We start from the raw sequence: 22,638 nt of genomic DNA, 5'->3' as shown, positions 1-22,638 counted from the left end.
TAAAGGGTTCTAAAAGCCCCTTGGCGCCGTCAAAGTAATACACTAACCTGCCACACCCAGCATAAAACGCAATCGCGCCATAGTGGAAGTCATGGTTGTTAATTTACTACAAAATGGAAAAATTGGCCTCGCCCCAATGGAGGGCGTTATCGACGCCCTCACCCGCGACTTATTAACGCGTGAGGCAGGCTTTGATTGGACCGTTACCGAATTTGTCCGCGTGGTCGACACGCGCCTCCCGCCCCGAGTGTTTTACAAGCACTGCCCTGAGCTTACCAACCGCCCTGTTGCGACCGCCAGCGGCATTCCCGTGCATTTGCAACTGCTTGGCTCTGACCCTAAGGCGCTGGCTGAAAATGCTCGCCAGGCGTTAGCGCTGGGTGCTGTCAGCGTGGACTTGAATTTCGGCTGCCCGGCCAAGCTGGTTAATCGGCATGATGGAGGCGCCTCGTTACTACGCCGCCCTGAACGCGTCTACCAGGCAGTGAAGGCCGTCTCCGAAGCACTTGAGGGTCAAATTCCGGTCACCGCTAAAATCCGCCTGGGCTTTTCAGACCGGCGCTTAGCCGTCGCCTGCGCCCAGGCGACCCAGGCAGGCGGTGCCGCTCGCCTGGTTGTTCACGGCCGCACACGTGATGAAGGCTATCGCCCTCCGGCCCACTGGGAGTGGATCGGCCGAGTGCGCCAGCAGGTATCGATACCCGTGGTTGCCAATGGCGATATATGGACGCTGGAGGCGTACTGGAAAGCGCGCACCCTGTCAGGCTGCAGAGATGTGATGTTAGGCCGTAGCGCGCTAGCAGACCCCTGGCTTGCGCCACGTATCCGGCACTGGCAGCGAACCGGCGAACGACTGCCTGAAACCACATGGCCAATGCGTGCCAGCGTGATCAAGGAGTACGCGCACCTTCAGCGGCAGCATCTGCCCGACCGGGTTGTGGTCTCGCTGGTAAAGCAGTGGCTCGCACAGATGCGTCAAGGCAATGAAGAAGCCAACCAGCACTTTCAGCGCGTTAAACGCCTAACGGACCTTGATACCCTGCTTAAAAGCCTGGTCATCGACACAGCGCACCCTGAGGCGGCTGTCAGCTGCCACTAAGCAAGCGCATTGACCAAAAAAAAGCGCCCTCGCAATGCGGGGCGCTTAAAACGATCCAAAACCAAAGCGCGAGCCGCCCTGGTCAGGCTAGAAAGCAGAAAACCCGCTCTCATAAAAGAGAACGGGTTTAGAATCTGGCGCGCCCGGGAGGATTCGAACCTCCGACCCCCTGATTCGTAGTCAGGTACTCTATCCAGCTGAGCTACGGGCGCTTTAGTGATGTAAATACTCATTACTAAACATGATGAAGTGCTTATGCTTAAATACTTGTAATGAAATACTTATAGGCTTCCGCCTTACATCAGGTTAGAAGATGGCGCGCCCGGGAGGATTCGAACCTCCGACCCCCTGATTCGTAGTCAGGTACTCTATCCAGCTGAGCTACGGGCGCATCTTCTAATGTGCGGCTGGCGGAGAGAGAGGGATTCGAACCCTCGATAGGGCTATAAACCCTATACTCCCTTAGCAGGGGAGCGCCTTCAGCCACTCGGCCACCTCTCCTCAACAGCACGGCGCGAATGTTACCGATTTCAGCGACTGCTGTCTAGTCCTATGCCGATTTTTTTCGCGCCAGCTTCATCTTACCGTTGATACACCCTGTATTGGGCGCGATAAAAGCGACCATTTATTCTGCTTCGCTTTCTTCACTGCTACGCTCGCGCTGGATGCGCTGATAAATCTCTTCACGGTGTACAGCCACGTCTTTCGGCGCATTGACGCCGATACGCACTTGATTACCTTTCACACCTAACACTGTGACGGTGATTTCATCACCTATCATCAATGTTTCGCCAACTCGGCGGGTTAGGATGAGCATGGCTGATCTCCTTCTCAGACGTTTTATACAACGGGTTGTGTCCACCAGAGGCGCCACTAAGCCATTATGCGGCATAGCGGCGCGCTAACCAATGCCTCTGACTCCATGACACCCAAACCTCCCGTTGAAAGAAAGCTCACCACCGGCAAGTAGCGAGTACCTTTTCAGCGTAGAAGGTTTAAGGTAGAAATGTTATTCAGATTCTATATCTGACTTATCCAGGCCAAATGCCTTGTGTAACGCGTTAACGGCAAGTTCCATATGCTTTTCATCAATCACCACTGAGATTTTAATTTCAGAGGTGGAAACCATACGGATATTGACGTTTTCATCAGCCAAAACGCGGAACATCTTCGAGGCAACACCGGCGTGAGAGCGCATGCCAACACCGACCAGGGATACCTTGGCGATATTGTCATCGCCACGCAGCTCACCGCCGCCCAGGTCAGGAATGACCGTTTCTTCAAGCAGCTTCTTGGTGGTCTTGTAGTCGCCCTTCGCCACGGTGAAGGTAAAGTCGGTGTAGTCACCCGCCGGTGCTACGTTCTGCACGATCATATCGACTTCAATGTTGGCATCAGCGATAGGGCCAAGAATGCGCGACGCAACACCTGGTACATCGGGCGTGTGCAGCAGTGTCAGCTTGGCTTCATTTTTGGTAAACGCGATACCGGAAATCAGCGGTTCTTCCATGGAGTCCTCGTCTTGGTCAGCATCTGCAATAATTAGGGTACCGGGGCCATCTTCAAAGCTCGACAGTACCCGTAGGGGAACGTTGTACTTGCCCGCAAACTCTACCGCACGAATTTGCAGCACTTTGGAGCCCAGGCTTGCAAGCTCCAGCATTTCTTCCACCGTAATGCACTCCAGGCGCTGTGCCTTGGTGCATACGCGGGGGTCAGTGGTGTAAACCCCATCAACGTCAGTATAGATCTGGCACTCATCGGCGCCGAGTGCCGCAGCAAGCGCTACCCCGGTAGTGTCCGAGCCACCACGTCCTAGCGTAGTGATATTGCCGTCTTCATCAACACCCTGAAAACCAGCCACAACCACGACCTTGCCTGCGTCGAGGTCAGCCTTAAGGTCTTCGGTTTCAATGCGCTGAATACGCGCTTTGGTGTAAGCATTGTCAGTATGAATACCGACCTGGGCACCGGTGTGCGAAGTGGCCGCAACGCCAACCTGCTGGAGCGCCATGGCGAGCAATGAAATAGTTACCTGCTCACCGGTCGAGAGCAGCATATCCATTTCACGCGGGGCAGGGTCATCATTAAGCGCATTGGCCATATCGGTCAACCGGTTGGTCTCTCCGCTCATGGCGGAGACCACGACCACGACCTGGTGGCCCTGGTCACGAAAGCCCTTGACCTTTTCCGCCACGGCTTTGATACGGTCAACAGAACCTACCGAGGTGCCACCGAACTTCTGTACGTATAGTGCCATATGCCGTTTTTTCCTATTCGTCCGGGAATGGGGGATGAAAGTAGTTATATTAAGTTAGCAAAAGGCCGGTTGCAGATAATTGCCACCGGCCTTTGTGATTAGCTAAGTATGTTTTCCAGCCACGCGGGGACGCTACTTAACGCGCCAGCCAGCGCTTCTGGCTGACTGCCACCCGCCTGCGCCATGTCAGCACGACCACCGCCTTTACCGCCAACTTGCGAGGCGACATGGTTAACCAGCTCACCGGCTTTAACGCGCTCGGTCAGGTCTTGAGTCACGCCTGCAATCAGGCTGACCTTGCCCGCCGCCTCATCGGCAACGCCCAGGATAATAACGCCAGAGCCAATCTTGTTTTTGAGTTGGTCGAGCACGCCACGCAGATCCTTACCGGATACTCCCTCCAACTGAGTCGCCAGCAGCTTAACGCCGCCGATCTCCTGCGCCTGGCTCAGCATGTCGCTACCCGCAGCGCTTGCAAGCTTAGCCTTCAACTGCTCAAGCTCTTTTTCCAAGCTACGATTACGCTCGACCAATGACTCAACGCGGGCTTCCACCTGCTCGGGCTTGGTTTTCAGGCGATCACCCAACCGCTGAACGCGCGCTTCCTGCTCGCGGAAATAGGCCAACGCATTCTCGCCGGTAATGGCTTCGATGCGCCGCACGCCAGAGGCAATACCTACTTCACTGACGATATGGCAGCAGCCGATATCACCACTTCGTGCAACGTGAGTACCGCCACACAGTTCAATCGAAAAGCCGTCAGCACCGATCGTCAATACGCGAACATTTTCCGCATACTTGGCTTCAAACAACGCCGCAGCCCCTTTGGCCTTGGCTTGCTCCAGGCTCATCTGCTCAACGTACGTCGGCGCATTAGCAAGGATCTGCTCGTTAACCAGGCGCTCCACCTCTGCCAACTGATCAGCACTCAGAGGCTCGAAGTGGCTGAAATCGAAGCGCAGACGTTCTGCATTTACCAGTGAGCCTTTCTGCTGTACGTGATCGCCCAACACCATGCGCAAGGCTTTGTGCAGCAAGTGAGTGGCCGAGTGGTTGCGAATGGTCGCAGAGCGCAAGCTGGCATCAACCTCGCCACGAACGCTGGCCCCCACGTTCAACGTGCCTTCTATCATCACGCCTTGGTGCAGATGATGACCGTTCTGCTTTTGTGTATCGGTAACTTCGAAGCGGCCGCCCTCTACGTATAAGTAGCCGGTATCGCCCACCTGGCCGCCCGATTCACCATAAAACGCGGTACGGTCTAATACGACAGTGCCTTTCTGGCCTGCTTCCAGCGCGGCAAGGGCGTTGCCTTCGCTATCCACAATAGCAGTTACCGTGGACTGATCTTCAAGCTGGTCATACCCCGTAAACTGGGTTTCGCCATCCAGCTCAATAGAGGCGCTGTAGTCGGCGCCAAACTGGCTGGCCGCTCGGGCACGCTCGCGCTGAGCGTCAAGCTCGCGCTGGAAACCAACTTCATCCAACGTCACACCGCGCTCACGGCAAACATCCGCCGTAAGGTCAAACGGGAAACCGTACGTGTCATACAGCTTGAACACGGTTTCACCCGACAGCACGTTGCCATCAAGCTCCTCAAGCGCGGTATTCAATAAGCCCATGCCGTGGTCCAGCGTGCGCGCAAACTGCTCCTCTTCTTTCAGCAAAATACGGGCAATTTGGGCGCTCGCCTCACGCAGTTCGGGATAGGCATCGCCCATCTCGGCATCCAGTGCATCCACCAGGGTATAGAAGAACGGCTTGGTGGCACCCAGCTTGTGACCATGACGAACCGCTCGGCGGATAATACGCCGCAGCACATAACCACGGCCTTCATTTGAAGGCAGCACGCCGTCGGCGATTAAAAATGCACACGAACGAATATGGTCCGCAATAACGCGTAGCGAAGGCGTTGCCATATCGGCATGCCCGGTCGCCTTGGCGGCCGCCTGGAGCAAATTCTGGAACAGGTCGATCTCATAGTTGGAGTGCACGCCCTGCATAACGGCCGCTACCCGCTCAAGCCCCATACCGGTATCAATAGAGGGCTTGGGCAGCGGATTCAGCGTGCCCTGGGCGTCGCGATCGAACTGCATAAAGACCAGGTTCCAGATCTCAATGTAGCGGTCGCCATCTTCGTCAGCGCTGCCGGGAGGACCACCCCATACGTCAGGGCCGTGATCAAAGAAGACTTCTGAGCTGGGGCCGCAGGGGCCGGTATCGCCCATTTGCCAGAAGTTATCTTCATCCAGCCTGGAGAAGCGCTCCGGGTCGATGCCGATTTCATCTTTCCAGATGCGCTCGGCCTCGTCATCGCTAATATGCACGGTGACCCACAGCTTCTCTTTAGGCAGGCCTAGCGTTTCGGTTAAAAACGTCCACGCAAATCGGATAGCGTCCCGCTTGAAGTAATCACCAAAGCTGAAGTTACCCAGCATCTCAAAAAACGTATGGTGGCGTGCGGTATAGCCAACGTTATCCAGGTCGTTATGCTTACCACCGGCACGCACGCAGCGCTGAGATGAGGTGGCACGCACATAAGGGCGTGGGTCACGGCCAAGAAACACATCTTTGAACGGCACCATGCCCGCGTTGGTAAACAGCAATGTCGGGTCGTTACCTGGCACCAGAGAGCTTGTGGGCACAATGGTATGCCCTTGCTCTTCGAAAAAGGATAAAAAGGCCTGTCTAATCTCTGCGCTTCTCATAGGGTATCCGTAACAATAAAGCATGATGCCCCAGGGCGCTGTCGCCGCTACCCGCTGGGGTCGCAAAAGCGCCATTATAGCGCAGTTGTCTAACGACTAAAGCGGCAGTTAATGGCTAAGAGCTAAAGACGTCAGAAATCGATAACCCACAATAGTGATGAAAGAAGGCTTTACAGGCAAGAGAGCGCGTAACGAATTTGTTCAAAATCGAAGCCTCGTGACGCTAGAAAGCGCTCTCGTTTGGCCCGCTCTTTGGGGGATTCACCGGGGGAGGAAAAGCGTCGCGATAAGGTATCACTGGCCAGTTCAAACCAATCGACACCTTCATTCTCTTCTACGGTAGCGAGGGTTTCTGCCACTATTTCCTGGCTGATGCCGCGTTGACGCAGCTCGCCTTTAATCCGTATCACGCCCTGACCGCGCATAATGCGTGAACGGATAAAGCTTTCAGCAAAGCGGACGTCTGACTGAAGACCCTGCTCTTCAAGGGTGTCCAGGCACGCCTCAATGTCAGCAGTAGCAACGGCTTTTTGTTTTAGCTTTTGCGCTATCTCAGCGCGAGAGTACTCGCGCCGAGATAGCAGCTGTAGTGCGATGTCGCGTGGGGTGGCATCACGTGACGAAGCAAACATAAGCGTTACAGCAGGTCGTCGTCAGCATCGGCGGCAACATCAGCAGCCGATGCCTCTTCTTTCTTGGGGTCAGGCTTGGCAAGCAACTGTTCGCGGATCTGGCTTTCGATCTCTTCCATAATGGCCGGATGCTCTTCAAGGTACTGAGCCGCATTTGCCTTGCCCTGACCGATTTTGCTGCCTTTATAGCTATACCAAGCACCCGCCTTGTCGACCAGATTGCACTGTACGCCCAAGTCGACCACCTCACCGGCATGGTAGATACCCTTGCCGTAAAGAATCTGGAACTCGGCCTGACGGAACGGCGGTGCTACCTTGTTTTTAACTACTTTAACGCGCGTTTCGTTACCCGTGACTTCATCGCCCGATTTCACCGAGCCGGTGCGGCGAATATCCAACCGAACACTGGAGTAGAATTTCAGTGCGTTACCGCCTGTGGTGGTTTCCGGGCTACCAAACATAACGCCGATTTTCATGCGAATCTGGTTGATAAAGACCACTAAACAGTTGGCGTTTTTAATATTACCGGTGATTTTACGCAGCGCCTGAGACATCAAACGTGCTTGCAGGCCTACGTGGGTATCCCCCATTTCCCCTTCGATCTCCGCACGCGGAGTAAGCGCTGCCACGGAGTCGATAATAATCACGTCAACGCCGCCTGAGCGCACCAGCATATCAGTGATTTCAAGCGCCTGTTCACCCGTGTCCGGCTGGGAAACCAGCAAATCATCGAGGTTAACGCCCAGTTTTTCCGCATAGCTTGGATCAAGCGCATGCTCGGCATCGACAAACGCACACACCTTGCCCTGCTTCTGTGCTTGAGCAATCACGGAAAGCGTCAGGGTGGTTTTACCGGAGGATTCAGGGCCAAAGATTTCGACTACTCGGCCAAAGGGTAATCCTCCAATGCCAAGCGCAATATCCAGCCCCAGCGAGCCAGTGGAGACTGACGGCATCACAACGCGAGGCGCGTCACCCAAGCGCATTACCGTGCCTTTTCCGAACTGACGATCAATTTGGCTAAGTGCGGCGTTTAGCGCTTTCGTACGGTTGTCATCCTGAGCCATGCAAACACCCTCATCACAGACTGTATAATTAACCAGTATTATGCCAAAAATTCGTCGCTAAACAAATCCTCAACGTGGTTTTTAACGATTATTTCTCTTCCTGACCCTCAGCCAACATATCCAGGCGCGCCACCAGCCCTGCCAACGCCTCGCGAACGGCCTGCTCGCGTACCGCTTGGCGATCACCGGGAAAATGAAAACATTTGGCTTCCTGGTGATTAACATCGCCCCAGGCCAACCACACCGTACCCACCGGCTTTTCATCGCTGCCGCCCCCGGGGCCTGCCACACCACTGACCGCCACGCCCAACTGCGCGCCGCTATCACGGCAGGCACCGGCCACCATGGCATTCACCACCGCTTCACTGACAGCGCCATGGGTGTGTAGTGTAACGTCTGAGACACCGATCAGCCGCGTTTTAGCCGCATTAGCATACGTCACGTAACCCGTTGTGAAGTAGGCCGAGCTACCTGCAGCCGAGGTGATCGCACTGGCAATGCCACCACCGGTACACGACTCTGCCGTGGTCACTTCTATATCCAGCTGCTGGCAAAGCTTTCCAAGCCGCTGCGCCAGCAGGGACAAATCCAGATTTTTTAGGCTCGTTATGCTGGGCGTCATGGTCGCTCCTTCATGTAAGATATCAGTCAGCGTAGAATACTGCGTTTAGCTTTCTCAACGAAATCGCTCAAAGAACGTATTTAACGCTTTTATTTAATGAACATGCCGTAAGCGAAATGCGCTTACGCCACGCTCAATCAGGACGCCCATGTCACAGGCCATCCCCCCCAATACGCCCATGATCACGCAGTATTTAAAGATCAAACGCGAACACCCTGACGTCCTTCTGTTCTACCGGATGGGGGACTTCTACGAGCTGTTTTTTGATGATGCCAAGCGCGTGGCTGCGCTGTTGGATATCACGCTTACCCAGCGTGGCCAATCCGGTGGCAAACCCATCCCGATGGCGGGCGTTCCTTATCATAGCGCCGAAGGCTACCTGGCCCGCTTGGTGGCTACCGGTGAATCCGTGGCCATTTGCGAGCAAATTGGTGACCCGGCAACCAGCAAGGGTCCGGTTGAGCGGCAAGTCATGCGCATCGTAACACCCGGCACACTGCATGATGAGGCGCTCCTGGATGCCCGGCGCGACAACGTGCTGGTCGCGTTGGCACCCGGCAGCGACCGCTGGGGGCTTGCGTGGCTTGAGCTATCCAGCGGGCGTTTTAGCGTGCTGGAAGTCGAGAGCGAAGCCGAAATGCTTGCCGAGCTGACCCGCCTTTCACCTGCCGAACTACTGGTGCCTGAGAGCCTGACGCTGCCCGACGTGTGGTCGCAGAAGCGCAGCTTGCGTCGCCAGGGCGAGTGGCTGTTTGATTTGGAAAGCGCCAATCGCAGCCTGTGCGACCAATTTGAAGTTCAGGACCTGCGTGGGTTTGGCTGCGCCCACCTTACCACCGCATTGGTGGCCGCCGGGGTACTGATTGACTATGCCCGAGATACCCAGCGCTCGCGCTTGCCCCACGTAACGGCACTCAGCGTTGAAAACCGTGATGATGCGGTGGTCATTGATGCTGCCAGCCGACGTAATTTAGAAATCGATATCAACCTTGGCGGTAGCACGGACAACACGCTTGCCAGCGTACTGGACACCTGCACCACCGCCATGGGGTCGCGGCTTTTAAAGCGCTGGTTGAATCGCCCCCTACGCCAGCGTGAAACCGTGCAGGGTCGCCAGGCGGGGGTGGCACTTTTAAGCCTCGATGCTGCATACATGACGCTACGCGACACACTCAATGATGTGGGTGATGTAGAGCGTATTTTGGCCCGCGTCGCGCTCTATAGCGCCCGCCCACGCGACCTGGCCCGCTTAAGAGACGCCCTTAATACGTTGCCAGCACTTGAGCAGCAGTTAGGTGGCGTAGAAAGCGGCAGTACGCTGGATAATTTGCGTCCGCATATTCGCCCCTATCCGGATATCGCCGACCAGCTGAGCCGGGCGTTGATCGAGAACCCGCCGGTGGTGATCCGCGATGGCGGTGTGATTGCCGATGGCTATGATGCCGAGCTTGACGAACATCGCGGTATGGCCGAAAACGCTGGCAGTTACCTGGTTCAACTGGAGCTACGTGAGCGTGAGCGTACTGGCCTTGCCAACCTCAAGGTGGGTTACAACCGGGTGCACGGCTACTTTATAGAGCTACCCCGCTCCCAGGCCCAGCAAGCACCGGCTGATTACATCCGCCGTCAAACGCTGAAAAACGCCGAGCGGTTTATTATCCCCGAGCTCAAGGAGTTTGAGGACAAAGCGCTTTCCGCCAAGTCACGCGCACTGACCCGTGAAAAGTGGCTGTATGAGCGCCTGCTAAGCGAACTCAACGAACATCTCATGGCGCTACAAAGCACTTCCCGGGCGCTTGCCGAACTTGATGTACTGTGTGCATTTGCCGAACGTGCCGATGCGCTTAACTGGGTGCGCCCAACCCTGAGCGACGCGACCGGCATTAGCATTACCGCTGGCCGCCACCCAGTGGTAGAACAAGTCAGCGACAAGCCGTTTGTGCCCAATGACGTTGTGCTGTCGCCTGATCGTCACATGCTGATTATTACCGGCCCCAATATGGGCGGTAAATCGACCTATATGCGCCAGACCGCCTTGATCGCGCTGCTAGCCCATAGCGGTAGCTTTGTGCCTGCCGATGCGGCTGAGATTGGTCCTGTCGACCGGATATTCACCCGCATAGGCTCCTCGGATGACCTTGCCGGTGGGCGCTCCACCTTTATGGTCGAGATGACCGAAACGGCTAATATCCTGCACAATGCCACAGAGCATAGCCTGGTGCTGATGGATGAAATCGGCCGGGGCACCAGTACGTTCGACGGACTTTCCCTGGCCTGGGCAAGCGCTGAGCACTTGGCGCAGGCGCAGGCACTGACGCTCTTTGCTACGCACTACTTTGAAATGACCGCCCTTCCCGAGCAGGCCGAAGGCGTGGAAAACATTCATTTAACCGCTACAGAGCATGGCGATAGCATTGTATTTATGCATCGCATTGAGGCAGGCCCGGCCAGCCAAAGCTACGGCTTACAGGTCGCCCAACTAGCCGGTGTTCCAAGCCACGTTATCAAGCGCGCCCGTGAAAAGTTGATTGCCCTGGAACAGCGCGATGTAGACACCCATCAGGCGCGCCCAGGCCCGGCACAACACGCCCCTGCCAATAGCCCGTCACCCCAGCAAAACGATCTATTTGCCAGTGCGCCACATCCGGTTTTAGAAGCACTGGAGCGTGCCGACATTGATGATTTATCGCCCCGCGAGGCGCTGGCGTTGGTCTATCAATGGCGAGATTTGTTGTAACCGGTGCAAGAGAAGATAGCCAAGTGCTTGCCGTGAGGTATGGGCGCCACTAGAATGTCGCCCATACTTTTTAGCTTATAAGAAACAGCCGTTTTATAACCATTCATGATTGACCTATGACCGGGACCTCCCCCGGTCCCGCAAGAGGGATAGCGCGATGACGTTTGTCGTTACCGAAAACTGCATCCAATGCAAATACACCGACTGTGTAGAGGTTTGCCCGGTCGATTGCTTTTATGAAGGCCCCAACTTCCTGGTGATTCACCCGGATGAGTGCATTGACTGTGCGCTATGCGAGCCTGAGTGCCCGGCCGAAGCCATCTTCTCAGAGGATGAGCTGCCGGATGGGCAAGAACCGTTTATCGAGATCAACGCTGAGCTGGCCGAAGTATGGCCCAACATCGCTGAAAAGAAAGATGCCTTGCCGGATGCCGAAGAGTGGGATGGCAAGAGCGGCAAGATCGACAAGCTGGAGCGATAACACAGCACGCTTGTACCGTGTCGTTAGCCATCGGCTTAAAAACCAGCGTCCGCGCTGGTTTTTTATGTCTGCTTGCCCCGCCTCTTCAAGGATAACGCACGCGACAAACGCAAAAAGCCACCCGAAGGCGGCTTTTTGTAGCTTGCTTAATTTGTCGGTTGAATCACGCTGCTTTCGGCTCGTCCAACTGGTCATCGTTGGAAGCAAAAATAGCCGCGTCGTGCTGCTTGAGCAAACGACTGGTCACCGTACCCGCCGTCATTGAACCGTTGACATTGATGGCGGTGCGGCCCATATCAATCAACGGCTCAATCGAGATGAGAAGCCCCGCCAAAGCAATCGGTAGATCAAGCGTTGAGAGCACGATGATCGCGGCAAAGGTTGCCCCGCCGCCAACACCGGCAATGCCGAAAGAGGCCAGCGTCACGACCAGTACCAGCGTTGCCAAAAACTCCAGTGAAAACGGATCAATCCCCACCGTGGGCGCAATCATCATGGCCAGCATGGCCGGATAAAGCCCCGCGCAGCCGTTTTGGCCGATGGTCGCTCCGAAGGAGGCGGAAAAGTTGGCAATCGCAGGGGGTACGCCAATGCGGTCTACCTGCGCCTCGATATTCAAAGGAATCGTGGCCGCGCTTGAACGTGAGGTAAAGGCAAAGGTGAGTACCGGCCAGACCTTCTGAAAATAGCGCTTGGGGTTAACCCCAACACCCATCAAAAATAGCGCATGCATGACCAGAATAAGTGCCAAGCCAACGTAGGAGGCAACGACGAATCCAAGCAGATTAAAGATATCGTTGAGATTCGACGTAGAAACCACTTTGGCCATTAACGCCAGCACCCCGTAGGGCGTTAGGCGGATCACCATGCGCACCAAGCGCATGATCCACTTCTGCACAATATCGATGCCTTCGATAAGCTTGTCGCCAATCGCTGCATTTTCACGCTTGATGCCCAGAGCGGCCAAGCCGAGAAACGTCGCAAAGATCACCACACTGATAATGGAGGTGGGTCGTGCGCCCGCTAAATCCTGAAACGGATTGCTGGGAATAAACGAGAGCAGAAGCTGTGGGATGGTCAGGTCTGCCACCTGAACACTGCGCTCGACAATCGCCTGGCCGCGCTCCAGCTCGCGAGCGCCTTGTACCAGCCCCTCGGCAGACAATCCAAACAGCTGGGTCATGCTAATGCCGATAACGGCAGAAATCGCCGTTGTCAGCATGAGCATGCCAAGTACACCCAGGCTAATCTTGCCCAGCGCACTGGCATCATGTAAGCGCGTAACAGCAGATAAAATGGTCACCAGCACCAACGGCATAATGATCATTTTTAACAGTTGGACATAGCCACCGCCTACCAGGTTTACCCAGTCGATGGTGCCCTCAAGCACCTCTGATCCGGCGTATCCCCATTGCAATAGCGCGCCAAGCACCACCCCAATGACCAGGCCTGCAAGCACCACGCGAGACAGGCTGGCACCGCGCCGCTGCCAGCGCGCCAGCAGTGCAATCGCCAGTATAAAGACCAACACGTTGATCGCAATCAACCCATGCATGTAACGCACCTCCTGAATAACAAAAAACGGCACATCAACGATGTACCGTGTGACAAGCGCAGCAGCAGAAGCATAGCCTGCTAATTCTGCGGGCCATGGTAAGTAATAGCGAAGAAGAATAAAAATGGATTTTACTTATAACCTAGGAATCATTTGGCTGGTTGCGTCGGCCGGTTGCAAGAAACACCGGGGACAACCCTCTTGCCAGGTATTCAACGTAAGTAGGTATAAAACGTAAACATAAAAAAAGGCGACCCTTAGGTCGCCCGCTCCAAACACTTCCTCTGACCGCTCCATGTGTCAACTTCCTCAGGCCGCTTCCCTACCGAAATTCACCTCAGTGTGTCATTCGGTGGGCCTGTTTACACCCCATTGCGTTGCATTCTGTCTAAAGCATCCCTGCCTCCCCTGTCCTGAATGCATTGTGGCAGATAACAACGTCATCTCAAGGCGGCCTATAACAAAAAGGGCAAGCCTAAGTGGCCTGCCCTTCAATAAAAAACAACTTAAAATCAATTAGATAAACTTAAATTAGACGAAAATTTTCTACTTTTCCTACCCACGTCGAGCGATTTTCGTCGGTTTTTGTAGGACATGTCTTACAAAATCTTGAGACATTTCTTACAAGACAGCCAACAAATCCCGTTATTGGCCCTTGATAGCCTTCAAGCCGGGATAAGCGACATCGCCAAGTTCTGACTCAATCACCAACAAGCGGTTATATTTGGCAACCCGGTCAGAGCGGCATAAGGAGCCGGTTTTAATCTGGCCTGCACAGGTGCCCACCGCTAAATCAGCAATGGTGGTGTCTTCTGTTTCACCGGAGCGGTGCGAAATAACCGCAGTAAAGCCTGCATCCTGAGCCATCTTGATGGCGTCCAGCGTTTCAGACAGCGAACCGATTTGGTTAAACTTGATCAAAATCGAGTTACCAATCTGCTCGTCGATACCGCGCTTAAGAATTTTGGTGTTGGTAACGAACAGATCGTCGCCCACCAGCTGCACTTTATCGCCCAGCTTGTCGGTGAGGGCTTTCCAGCCATCCCAATCCGACTCATCCATACCGTCTTCAATAGAGACAATCGGATAGTCTTCACACAAGCCCGCCAGATAGTCAGTAAAGCCTTGTGCATCGTAGCTTTTACCTTCACCGGAAAGATTGTACTGGCCATCCTTGTAGAATTCGGACGAGGCGCAGTCGAGTGCCAGCGTGACATCACTGCCTAGCGAATAACCAGCATCCGCCACCGCCTGCTTGATGACAGCCAAGGCATCCGCATTGGACGCCAGGTCAGGGGCAAAACCACCCTCATCGCCCACAGAGGTAGACAGGCCTTTGGCAGACAGTACCTTCTTCAGCGCGTGGAAAATTTCAGCGCCCATACGCAGGCCTTCACGGAAGTTTTTGGCGCCGACCGGCTGCACCATAAACTCCTGAATATCCACGTTGTTATCCGCATGCTCGCCGCCGTTGATGATGTTCATCATCGGCACGGGCATGCTGTACTGACCTGGCTGACCGTAAAGCTCGGCAATGTGTGCATAAAGCGGCACGCCCTTGGCGTTAGCCGCGGCTTTAGCGGCCGCCAGCGATACCGCGAGAATTGCATTCGCACCCAGAGTGGCTTTGTTGTCAGTGCCATCCAGCGCCAGCATGGCATCGTCCAGACCGCGCTGATCGCGCGCGTCCATACCAAGCAGCGCCTCACGGATTTTGCCATTGACCGCATCGACAGCTGTCAGTACACCTTTACCGAGATAGCGTGCTTTGTCGCCATCACGTAGCTCAAGCGCTTCACGCGAACCGGTCGAAGCACCGCTGGGTGCGCAGGCTTCGCCCGTTGCCCCACTTTCAAGGCGCACACGCGCTAGCACCGTCGGGTTACCGCGTGAATCGAGTACTTCCAGTGCACTGATATCTACAATTTTGGTCATGACAGTCTCCTTGGTTGGCGGTCTATTAGAAGGTTATGTATCGCATGATGGCCGCGATCAGCGAATGGTCAACGGCGCAAAATTTTTCACCAATGAATCAAGCTGAGATAGCTGCGTTAAAAATGGCTCAAGCTGGTCAAGCGGTAACGCACAGGGACCATCGCACTTGGCGTTATCCGGATCAGGATGCGCTTCTAAAAACAGCCCCGCAAGCCCGACGCCAACGCCTGCACGGGCAAGCTCGGCGACCTGGGCACGCCGCCCATCCGCACTATCAGCACGCCCGCCGGGGCGTTGCAGCGCATGGGTAACGTCGAAGAACACCGGGTAGCCAGTCTGCTTCATATCGCCAAACCCAAGCATATCGACAATCAGGTTGTTATAGCCAAAGCTTGAACCGCGCTCGCACAGCATCAGGCGATCATTACCGGCTTCCTGAAACTTGCTGAGAATATGGCGCATTTCATGAGGCGCCAGAAACTGGGGCTTTTTGATATTGATCGCCGCACCGGTTTTGGCCATCGCTACCACGAGATCCGTCTGACGTGCCAGGAAAGCAGGCAGCTGAATAATATCCGCCACTTCTGCCGCTTGAGCCGCCTGCCAGGGTTCGTGGACATCGGTGATGATCGGCACACCGTAACGCGACTTAATATCAGCGAGTATCTGCAAGCCTTTCTCGATTCCTGGACCACGGTACGAATGAATCGAGCTGCGATTGGCTTTGTCAAAGCTTGCCTTAAACACATAAGGCATGCCGAGCTTTTGCGTCACGCTAACGTAGGCTTGGGCGACTTCATCGGCAAGTTCTGCCGACTCCAGTACATTCATGCCTCCCAGCAACATGAGAGGCAAAGAATTGCCGGCGGTTAGGCCGGCAATGTTGATATGACGCTCTTGGAAAGGTGCTTGAGAAGACATTGGCTTCCCCCTTATTCCTGAGGTGTCGTGTGAGTTCTGGTCCGCGCTGTTTTGTACTCAAGCGCTGCGTTCACAAAACCCGAGAAGAGCGGATGCCCGTCACGCGGGGTGGAGGTAAACTCTGGATGGAACTGACACGCCACGTACCAGGGGTGATCCGCAAGCTCAACCATTTCGACCAGCGACTGATCGACACTTTTACCCGAAATCACCAGGCCGGTTTTTTCCAGCTCATCAATAAACTGGTTATTGACTTCAAAGCGGTGACGGTGGCGCTCGACAATCTCATCAGAGCCGTAGGCTTCGCGTGCTTTACTGCCCGAGGTCAGGTGGCATACCTGGCCGCCCAGGCGCATGGTGCCGCCCAAATCGGACGCCGCATCACGCAGCTCGATTTTACCTTCAGCGTTCAGCCATTCAGTAATCAGGCCGACCACCGGGTGCTGAGTATCGTGGGTAAACTCGGTGGAGTTGGCATCTTTCCAACCCGCCACGTTACGCGCAAACTCAATCACCGCTACCTGCATACCCAAGCAGATACCCAGATAAGGCACGTTATTTTCACGCGCAAACTGGGCGGTAAGAATTTTGCCTTCCACGCCGCGCTCGCCAAAGCCGCCAGGTACCAGAATCGCATCTTTACCTGCCAGACGCTCAGTCCCGTGGCGCTCGATGTCTTCAGCGTCGATGTAGTCAATGTTGACCTTGATACGCCCTTGAATACCGGCGTGGATCAGCGCTTCATTAAGCGACTTGTACGCATCCAGCAGTTCCATGTACTTACCGACCATGGCGATGCTGACCGACTTCAGCGGGTTCAGCTTGGCATCCAGCACTTTTACCCACTCGGAAAGATCAGCAGGCTCGGCTTCAAGACGCAGCTTGTCGCACACGATATCGTCCAGGCCGTGCTCGTGAAGCATCAACGGAATGCGATAGATCGTATCGGCATCCTGAAGCGGAACGACCGCACGCTCTTCAACGTTGGTGAACAACGCGATTTTGCGACGCTCGCTCTCTTCAAGCTCAACTTCGCTGCGGCAAATCAGAATATCCGGCTGGATACCGATGGAGCGCAGCTCTTTAACGCTGTGCTGAGTCGGTTTGGTTTTCGTCTCACCGGCTGTCTTGATATAGGGCACCAGCGTCAAATGCATAAACAGCGCGCGGTTAGCACCCAGCTCGCTACGAATCTGGCGAATAGACTCCAAAAACGGCAGCGATTCGATATCACCTACCGTGCCACCGATTTCTACCAGCGCCACGTCGAAACCTTCACCGCCGGCATAAACGCGCTGCTTGATTTCATCGGTGATGTGCGGGATGACCTGTACCGTGCCACCCAGGTAATCGCCACGGCGCTCTTTGCGCAGCACGTGCTCGTAAACACGGCCTGTGGTGAAGTTGTTGCGCTGGGTCATCTTGGTACGAATAAAGCGTTCGTAGTGGCCCAGGTCCAGATCGGTCTCGGCGCCATCCTCGGTGACGAACACCTCGCCGTGCTGGAAAGGGCTCATGGTGCCCGGGTCCACGTTGATGTACGGGTCGAGCTTGAGCATGGTGACCTTAAGGCCGCGGGCCTCTAAAATCGCCGCCAGCGAGGCCGACGCGATGCCCTTGCCAAGAGAGGACACAACGCCGCCGGTCACGAAGATATATCGTGTCATGGAAAACCTGTCGAAACGTGATCAAAAGGCGTAACAGAAAGCCACACCAGGATGGGACGACAGAATAGCAGACTACGCCCCAAGGCTCAATTTGAACTGAGCAGTCAAAATCAGCTCGGCCGAACCAGAATGGGCAGCTGCCCCAGCCCTGCGCTTGCATACATTCATAGGTAAACCGCCAACCACCATACTTAATAGCAATGATTACTATTTGCCTTAAGAGTATCCTTGTTCTCAGCGTACTCCCCGTACCGATGAGATTGTAGCGGGGAAATTAGCACGTAATGAAATAACATAAGGGAATAAGGGGAAACGAAAGATGCAGCACAAGCGACGTCGAATTTTCCATTTGGCAGCCATGATGAGTTGCCTGCAAGCCGTCCCCGGGTGGGCGAATACGACAAACTCAGCAATAACGACAGAGGGTGAAGCCCCCGCCACCCTCACACCGATAACGGTGACCGCGGAAAAAACCGAGCAGCCACTGGAAAATGTGGCTGCCAGTGTCGCGGTGATTGATGGTTCTGAAATTGAAGCAGCGGGCCTGACCAGCCTCGAACAGTTAGAGGGACGGGTTCCTGGGTTATCGTTTCAGCCATTCGGACAGGCCGGCATGAATTCTCCCGTAATGAGGGGACTAACGGCTAACTTCAACACCTTTTCCACCTCAACGTTGCTTCTGGTGGATGGTGTACCAACACTGTCTGCTCAGGGATTCGAGAGCAGCCTACTTAACGTCGACCGAATCGAGATACTACGCGGCCCTCAGTCCACACTCTATGGCAGTAATGCCGAAGCTGGCGTCATTGCTATCCACACCCAGCCGATGGACAACCAACCTCGCGCCACTGTTAGCGGTGAAGCCGGCAACCATGGCCATCGAGCCGTTCGCTTCGCCGTCAGTCACCCCATCGTTCAGGACAATCTCTATGCCAGTATTGCGGTTAGCACGTCGAGTGAGGATGGTTTTATCGACAACATCCACACCGGCAGTAATGAAGATGACCGCAATCGGCACGATCTCAACCTAGGGCTGCGCTGGACGCCTGGTGATGCGACTGATTTGGCACTGCGCTATACGCGCCAAGAGTATGATGATGGTGCATCCCGCTGGGGGGCACCTAGCGCGCATCGTGCCACTGTTGCCTCAGGCACCCCAAGTTGGAACCGATCCTGGGGGCAAACCCTAGCACTAACCGCGGAACATGAATTCGCCTCGGACTTGAGTCTCCATTCCGTCACTGCCTGGAATGATTTCCGGGATCATATACAGCAGGATACCGATTTCAGGGCCGAGGATATCTTGCACGTAGGTCGTGACAACCGGCTACGCACGCTATCCCAGGAGCTTCGCTTAGAGGGTGCTCTTGGCGAGACAGAGTGGTTGCTCGGCGTCTACGGCGATAGCAGTGATAACCGGCTGCATAGTATCAGCAAAAATATGATGGGCTCTGTGGATCTTCATGCCAATCAGGAAAGCCAAACGACAGCCCTGTTTACCCATTGGAACCTACCCTTGGCACAACACTGGCGCCTTTCTACCGGTGGGCGCATTGAGCACAATCAGGTGGAACTACACCCACGTGGTGCGGCAAGCCGGTCGGAATCATGGTCGCACTTTTCGCCCAAGATCGCGTTGCAATATGAAATCAGCCCACGCAATCAGTGGTACGCCAGTATCTCGCGAGGCGTGCGTAGCGGTGGGTTCAATATATTATCCCCCGCAACGAACTATCAGTCCTTCGGTCCAGAGAAAACTTGGTCCTACGAGACCGGCGCTAAGGGTTGGCTAGCCGAAGGGCGCCTGCGTTACTCTCTCGCCGCCTATCTGATGGACATCGACAACATGCAAGTCATGCAAATGCCCACCGCCGGCATGATGTACATCACCAATGCTGCCACAGCCACCTCTAAAGGGGTAGAACTCGACCTTGACTATCTGCTTGGCGATGGGTGGCAAATTAAAGGGGGGTTAGCCTGGAACCATACCCGATTTGATCAATTCCAAGATGGCTCAGCCGACTACGCTGGTAATCACAATCCTTTCGCTCCCGATTTTACCGGTTATTTGAGCCTACGCTACGACGATCCAGAAGGCTGGTACACCCAGGGCAGCCTGGTCGGTAGCAGCAAAGTCTACCTAGACGCCGCCAACCAATACGAGCGTAACGACTATGCACTGCTCAACTTGGTCGCTGGCTATCAGTTAGGTGATTGGGAGCTCGCCGCCTACGCCGACAACATCGGCGATAAGCGCTATGACGCCGTGGGCTACCAGAACGGCTTCGTCACCATCTACAGCCCGCCCCGGGAGGTAGGAATGCGCTTCACTTGGCGATTGTGATCGCCGGAGCGCTCTCCATGCCTAATACCCGCACCGCCACCCCAGCCCAGCCTGTTTTTGGCCCTCGGCTTATCGCCGGGCTGACCGGCGTATTCATCGCAGCCATCATGGCAGGATTTAACAACCGGGTTCCTGCCTTATCATTGCCAGATATTCGCGGCGCCCATGGTTTGGGTGCCGACGCTGCCTCCTGGCTGGATACCGTCTATCTCGTTGGCGAAATCACGGTACAACCGTTTGCCGCCTGGTTCGCCATCACCCTATCACTGCGCCGTTATCAACTGGTGTTAATCTCCGCTGCCACGCTGCTCGGATTACTACTGCCCTTTGCCCAGTCGCTACCGTCCATGCTCCTACTGCGCGGTCTGCAAGGTGCCGTCGCTGGCGGTCTGATCCCGACACTGATGATGGCAGCGCTGCGTTTTCTGCCGTTTCATATTCGCCTGCACGGTTTGGCGCTATTCGCCATGACTGCCACCCTAGCACCCAATCTGGCGGTGTGGCTGGCTGGCGTGTGGACAGATCAGTTGTTCGACTGGCGGTGGGTCTACTGGCAAATCGTTCCGCTGGGTATGTTCAGCTTAGCGCTATGTGCATGGGGCCTCCCTCAGGATCCACCACGCCATGAGCGCTTCGGTCAGGGCAACTGGATCGGCCATATTTGTCTGGTTACCGGATTAGCGCTGCTTGCGATAGTTCTCAGTCAGGGTGTACGTCTTGGCTGGTTTCATTCAACACTGATCTGCAGTGCACTTGCTGGCGGCCTAATCGCCACCTTCGCCGGTCTGCTCAGCGAGTGGCATCATCCCAGCCCTTTTATCCGCCTTCAACTGCTTTCCCGGCGCAACCTTGGGCTGGGCTTCACCCTGTTTGTTGGGCTGTTGGTTGTGCTGATGTCCGGCGCTCTACTGCCGCTTAATTTTCTCGCCCAAGTGCAAGGTTATAGACCACTGCAATCCAGTGCCGTTGGGCTCACCATCGGGCTACCACAGTTGGTGCTCGGCTCCCTGGTGGCTCTGCTTCTATACCAGCCTTGGATGGATGCACGCAAGGTATTTGCCACTGGCCTGCTGATTGTGGCGATAGCCTGCTGGCTAGGCGCCCAAATCACCAGTGAATGGATGTGGCACCAGTTCGTCGCTGTACAAGCACTGCAAGCGATCGGCCAGCCAATGGCGGTGGTCTCACTGCTATTTCTGGCTACCAGTGTGGTACAGCCAATGGAAGGCCCCTTCGTATCCGGGCTGGTGAATATGCTGCGCGCCTTCGGCACCGCCCTGGGCAGCGCGCTGGTCACTCAGTTGATACTGATTCAAAGCCATTTTCACAGCGACATGTTGCTGGACAGCATGGCTCGAGCTGGCGCCGCCCTAGGAATGCATGAAGACCAACTGATGACGTTGTCCGACGCCGTCACTACCCAAGCCGTCACGCTGGCCACCGCCGACGCTTACCGGGCACTTAGCGTGCTTGCCCTGATGCTGATTCCGCTGACGCTCTGTCTCACGCCCGTAACGCCACCGTCACCTCCCTCTCGTTCACCGGAATAATAGCCATGACCTCATTACGTCGCTTGCGAACTCCTTTCATTCTGATACTCCTGGCCCTGGCAATTACGGGTGTCTATGCGCTGAACCGCCCGGAAAGCGCCGCCAGATATCAATCCACCAACGATGCTTATATACAGGCAGATCTAACACGGGTGGCGTCGCAGGTTGCCGGTCGTGTACAGCGGGTACTGGTGGAAGAAAACCAGACGGTGAGCGTCGGCGACCTGCTAGTAGAGATCGATGACAGCGATACACGAGCTAAGGTGGAAGAAGCAAGTGCTGGACTGGCCCAGGCAGCTGCGGAAATCGTCAGTCTACAAGCGCAAATCGTGCGTCAGGAAAGTCGCATTCATCAAGCACAGGCAAAACTTGACGTCGATCAGGCCGCAGTGACACTGGCTCGACAGGAGCGAGAACGCTACCTCAACCTGCGCGCCCGCGGTGCCGGTACCGTTCAGTCGCTGCAAAGGGCAGAGGCAGAGTTAGCTGCATCAAGGGCCACCCTGATCGGCGACCAGGCCGCCTATACCGCTACCCAACAGGCGTTGGAAGTGTTGCAGGCCGACCTAGAGAAAGCCCAAGCGGCGCAAAACATCGCTCAGGCCAAACTGGACGCAGCGGAATTGGCATTATCCTACACCCACATTACAGCACCGGTGAAAGGTATCGTCGCTCAGAAAGTGGTGCGCCTCGGCGGCTATATGAAAATCGGTGAAACGCTGCTGACCTTAGTTCCTCTGGACAATCTCTATATCACCGCCAATTTCCGTGAAACACAAATCGCCCGTATGCGGCCCAGCCAACCGGTAAGTTTCACCATCGATGCTCTCCCCAACATCACCCTAACCGGCAGAGTGGATAGCCTAGGCCCAGCCAGCTCGGTGAGCTTTTCAGCCATTCAACCCCACAACGCCACAGGTAATTTCACCAAGATCGTCCAACGTCTACCGGTGCGCATCGCCATCGATCCAGGTCAACCTCAAGCCCAACAGTTAAAAGTCGGCATGTCAGTGGTGCCGGAAGTCGACACCGGACACGGCTAACATCACGATGTTCTCAG

Annotated in this window: 16 protein-coding genes and 3 tRNA genes; 6 read left to right on the top strand and 13 right to left on the bottom strand. The window is 55.3% G+C overall.

Annotated features, from left to right (window positions below; all coding sequences use genetic code 11):
- The first annotated feature begins 91 nt into the window (after positions 1-91).
- A complete protein-coding gene (locus CZ787_RS07975; RefSeq protein WP_225733675.1) occupies positions 92-1,099 on the top strand; it encodes a tRNA dihydrouridine synthase in 1,008 nt (335 codons plus the stop codon).
- A gap of 135 nt (positions 1,100-1,234) precedes the next feature.
- Here CZ787_RS07975 and CZ787_RS07970 read toward each other — a convergent pair.
- The 9 genes from CZ787_RS07970 to CZ787_RS07930 form a co-directional block, all read right to left on the bottom strand.
- Positions 1,235-1,311: transfer RNA gene (locus CZ787_RS07970), tRNA-Arg, on the bottom strand.
- Between the two features lie 102 nt (positions 1,312-1,413).
- Positions 1,414-1,490, bottom strand: a tRNA-Arg gene (locus tag CZ787_RS07965).
- Positions 1,491-1,507: 17 nt separating this feature from the next.
- Positions 1,508-1,600: transfer RNA gene (locus tag CZ787_RS07960), tRNA-Ser, on the bottom strand.
- A gap of 124 nt (positions 1,601-1,724) precedes the next feature.
- Positions 1,725-1,916, bottom strand: coding sequence for a carbon storage regulator CsrA (gene csrA / locus CZ787_RS07955; RefSeq protein WP_087107955.1), 192 nt, complete (start codon positions 1,914-1,916; stop codon positions 1,725-1,727).
- A gap of 192 nt (positions 1,917-2,108) precedes the next feature.
- A complete protein-coding gene (locus CZ787_RS07950; protein ID WP_087107953.1) occupies positions 2,109-3,359 on the bottom strand; it encodes an aspartate kinase in 1,251 nt (416 codons plus the stop codon).
- 98 nt (positions 3,360-3,457) lie between these two features.
- Positions 3,458-6,067, bottom strand: a complete 2,610-nt coding sequence (gene alaS, locus CZ787_RS07945) for an alanine--tRNA ligase (RefSeq protein ID WP_087107951.1) — start codon at positions 6,065-6,067, stop codon at positions 3,458-3,460.
- A gap of 170 nt (positions 6,068-6,237) precedes the next feature.
- Positions 6,238-6,699, bottom strand: a complete 462-nt coding sequence (locus CZ787_RS07940; RefSeq protein WP_087107949.1) for a regulatory protein RecX — start codon at positions 6,697-6,699, stop codon at positions 6,238-6,240.
- A 5-nt stretch (positions 6,700-6,704) separates the two neighbouring features.
- Entirely contained in the window at positions 6,705-7,766 is a 1,062-nt protein-coding gene (gene recA, locus CZ787_RS07935; protein ID WP_087107947.1) for a recombinase RecA, read from the bottom strand.
- Between the two features lie 88 nt (positions 7,767-7,854).
- On the bottom strand, positions 7,855-8,388 hold the full coding sequence (locus CZ787_RS07930; RefSeq protein WP_087107945.1) for a CinA family protein: 534 nt from the start codon (positions 8,386-8,388) through the stop codon (positions 7,855-7,857).
- A 148-nt stretch (positions 8,389-8,536) separates the two neighbouring features.
- Here CZ787_RS07930 and mutS point away from each other — a divergent pair, with 148 nt between their 5' ends.
- Both mutS and fdxA read left to right on the top strand, forming a co-directional pair.
- Entirely contained in the window at positions 8,537-11,125 is a 2,589-nt protein-coding gene (gene mutS / locus CZ787_RS07925; protein ID WP_087107943.1) for a DNA mismatch repair protein MutS, read from the top strand.
- Between the two features lie 157 nt (positions 11,126-11,282).
- A complete protein-coding gene (fdxA, locus tag CZ787_RS07920) occupies positions 11,283-11,606 on the top strand; it encodes a ferredoxin FdxA (protein ID WP_087107940.1) in 324 nt (107 codons plus the stop codon).
- Between the two features lie 163 nt (positions 11,607-11,769).
- On the opposite strand, the gene CZ787_RS07915 is transcribed toward fdxA, so the two are convergent.
- The 4 genes from CZ787_RS07915 to CZ787_RS07900 form a co-directional block, all read right to left on the bottom strand.
- Positions 11,770-13,161, bottom strand: coding sequence for an L-cystine transporter (locus tag CZ787_RS07915; RefSeq protein ID WP_087107938.1), 1,392 nt, complete (start codon positions 13,159-13,161; stop codon positions 11,770-11,772).
- Between the two features lie 645 nt (positions 13,162-13,806).
- Complete coding sequence (gene eno / locus CZ787_RS07910) at positions 13,807-15,096, bottom strand: phosphopyruvate hydratase (RefSeq protein ID WP_087107936.1); 1,290 nt, start codon at positions 15,094-15,096, stop codon at positions 13,807-13,809.
- Positions 15,097-15,153: 57 nt separating this feature from the next.
- The gene (gene kdsA / locus CZ787_RS07905; RefSeq protein ID WP_087107934.1) at positions 15,154-16,017 is read right to left on the bottom strand and encodes a 3-deoxy-8-phosphooctulonate synthase; all 864 of its coding nucleotides are present in this window, start codon (positions 16,015-16,017) and stop codon (positions 15,154-15,156) included.
- Between the two features lie 11 nt (positions 16,018-16,028).
- A complete protein-coding gene (locus tag CZ787_RS07900) occupies positions 16,029-17,684 on the bottom strand; it encodes a CTP synthase (protein WP_087107932.1) in 1,656 nt (551 codons plus the stop codon).
- A 319-nt stretch (positions 17,685-18,003) separates the two neighbouring features.
- Here CZ787_RS07900 and CZ787_RS07895 point away from each other — a divergent pair, with 319 nt between their 5' ends.
- Genes CZ787_RS07895 through CZ787_RS07885 form a run of 3 tightly spaced genes read left to right on the top strand, consistent with a single transcriptional unit; the run spans position 18,004 to position 22,621 of the window.
- A complete protein-coding gene (locus tag CZ787_RS07895) occupies positions 18,004-20,028 on the top strand; it encodes a TonB-dependent receptor (protein WP_217883853.1) in 2,025 nt (674 codons plus the stop codon).
- A gap of 17 nt (positions 20,029-20,045) precedes the next feature.
- Positions 20,046-21,578: an MFS transporter gene (locus tag CZ787_RS07890; protein ID WP_087107930.1), complete on the top strand. Its 1,533-nt coding sequence runs from the start codon at positions 20,046-20,048 to the stop codon at positions 21,576-21,578.
- A gap of 5 nt (positions 21,579-21,583) precedes the next feature.
- Positions 21,584-22,621, top strand: a complete 1,038-nt coding sequence (locus tag CZ787_RS07885; RefSeq protein WP_087107928.1) for an HlyD family secretion protein — start codon at positions 21,584-21,586, stop codon at positions 22,619-22,621.
- Positions 22,622-22,638 lie beyond the last annotated feature (17 nt).

It is taken from the genome of Halomonas citrativorans, from assembly GCF_900163645.1.
Classification (GTDB): domain Bacteria; phylum Pseudomonadota; class Gammaproteobacteria; order Pseudomonadales; family Halomonadaceae; genus Vreelandella; species Vreelandella citrativorans.
This window is presented reverse-complemented; position numbering and strand designations above follow the sequence as displayed.

Excerpts from the sequence above, each read along its gene's own strand:
- CZ787_RS07895 (WP_217883853.1), top strand. The coding sequence starts at position 18,004 with ATGCAGCACAAGCGACGTCGAATTTTCCATTTGGCAGCCATGATGAGT.
- mutS (WP_087107943.1), top strand. The coding sequence starts at position 8,537 with ATGTCACAGGCCATCCCCCCCAATACGCCCATGATCACGCAGTATTTA.
- alaS (WP_087107951.1), bottom strand. The coding sequence starts at position 6,067 with ATGAGAAGCGCAGAGATTAGACAGGCCTTTTTATCCTTTTTCGAAGAG.
- recA (WP_087107947.1), bottom strand. The coding sequence starts at position 7,766 with ATGGCTCAGGATGACAACCGTACGAAAGCGCTAAACGCCGCACTTAGC.
- CZ787_RS07890 (WP_087107930.1), top strand. The coding sequence starts at position 20,046 with ATGCCTAATACCCGCACCGCCACCCCAGCCCAGCCTGTTTTTGGCCCT.
- CZ787_RS07930 (WP_087107945.1), bottom strand. The coding sequence starts at position 8,388 with ATGACGCCCAGCATAACGAGCCTAAAAAATCTGGATTTGTCCCTGCTG.
- kdsA (WP_087107934.1), bottom strand. The coding sequence starts at position 16,017 with ATGTCTTCTCAAGCACCTTTCCAAGAGCGTCATATCAACATTGCCGGC.
- CZ787_RS07885 (WP_087107928.1), top strand. The coding sequence starts at position 21,584 with ATGACCTCATTACGTCGCTTGCGAACTCCTTTCATTCTGATACTCCTG.
- eno (WP_087107936.1), bottom strand. The coding sequence starts at position 15,096 with ATGACCAAAATTGTAGATATCAGTGCACTGGAAGTACTCGATTCACGC.
- CZ787_RS07950 (WP_087107953.1), bottom strand. The coding sequence starts at position 3,359 with ATGGCACTATACGTACAGAAGTTCGGTGGCACCTCGGTAGGTTCTGTT.
- csrA (WP_087107955.1), bottom strand. The coding sequence starts at position 1,916 with ATGCTCATCCTAACCCGCCGAGTTGGCGAAACATTGATGATAGGTGAT.
- CZ787_RS07940 (WP_087107949.1), bottom strand. The coding sequence starts at position 6,699 with ATGTTTGCTTCGTCACGTGATGCCACCCCACGCGACATCGCACTACAG.
- CZ787_RS07975 (WP_225733675.1), top strand. The coding sequence starts at position 92 with ATGGTTGTTAATTTACTACAAAATGGAAAAATTGGCCTCGCCCCAATG.
- CZ787_RS07900 (WP_087107932.1), bottom strand. The coding sequence starts at position 17,684 with ATGACACGATATATCTTCGTGACCGGCGGCGTTGTGTCCTCTCTTGGC.
- fdxA (WP_087107940.1), top strand. The coding sequence starts at position 11,283 with ATGACGTTTGTCGTTACCGAAAACTGCATCCAATGCAAATACACCGAC.
- CZ787_RS07915 (WP_087107938.1), bottom strand. The coding sequence starts at position 13,161 with ATGCATGGGTTGATTGCGATCAACGTGTTGGTCTTTATACTGGCGATT.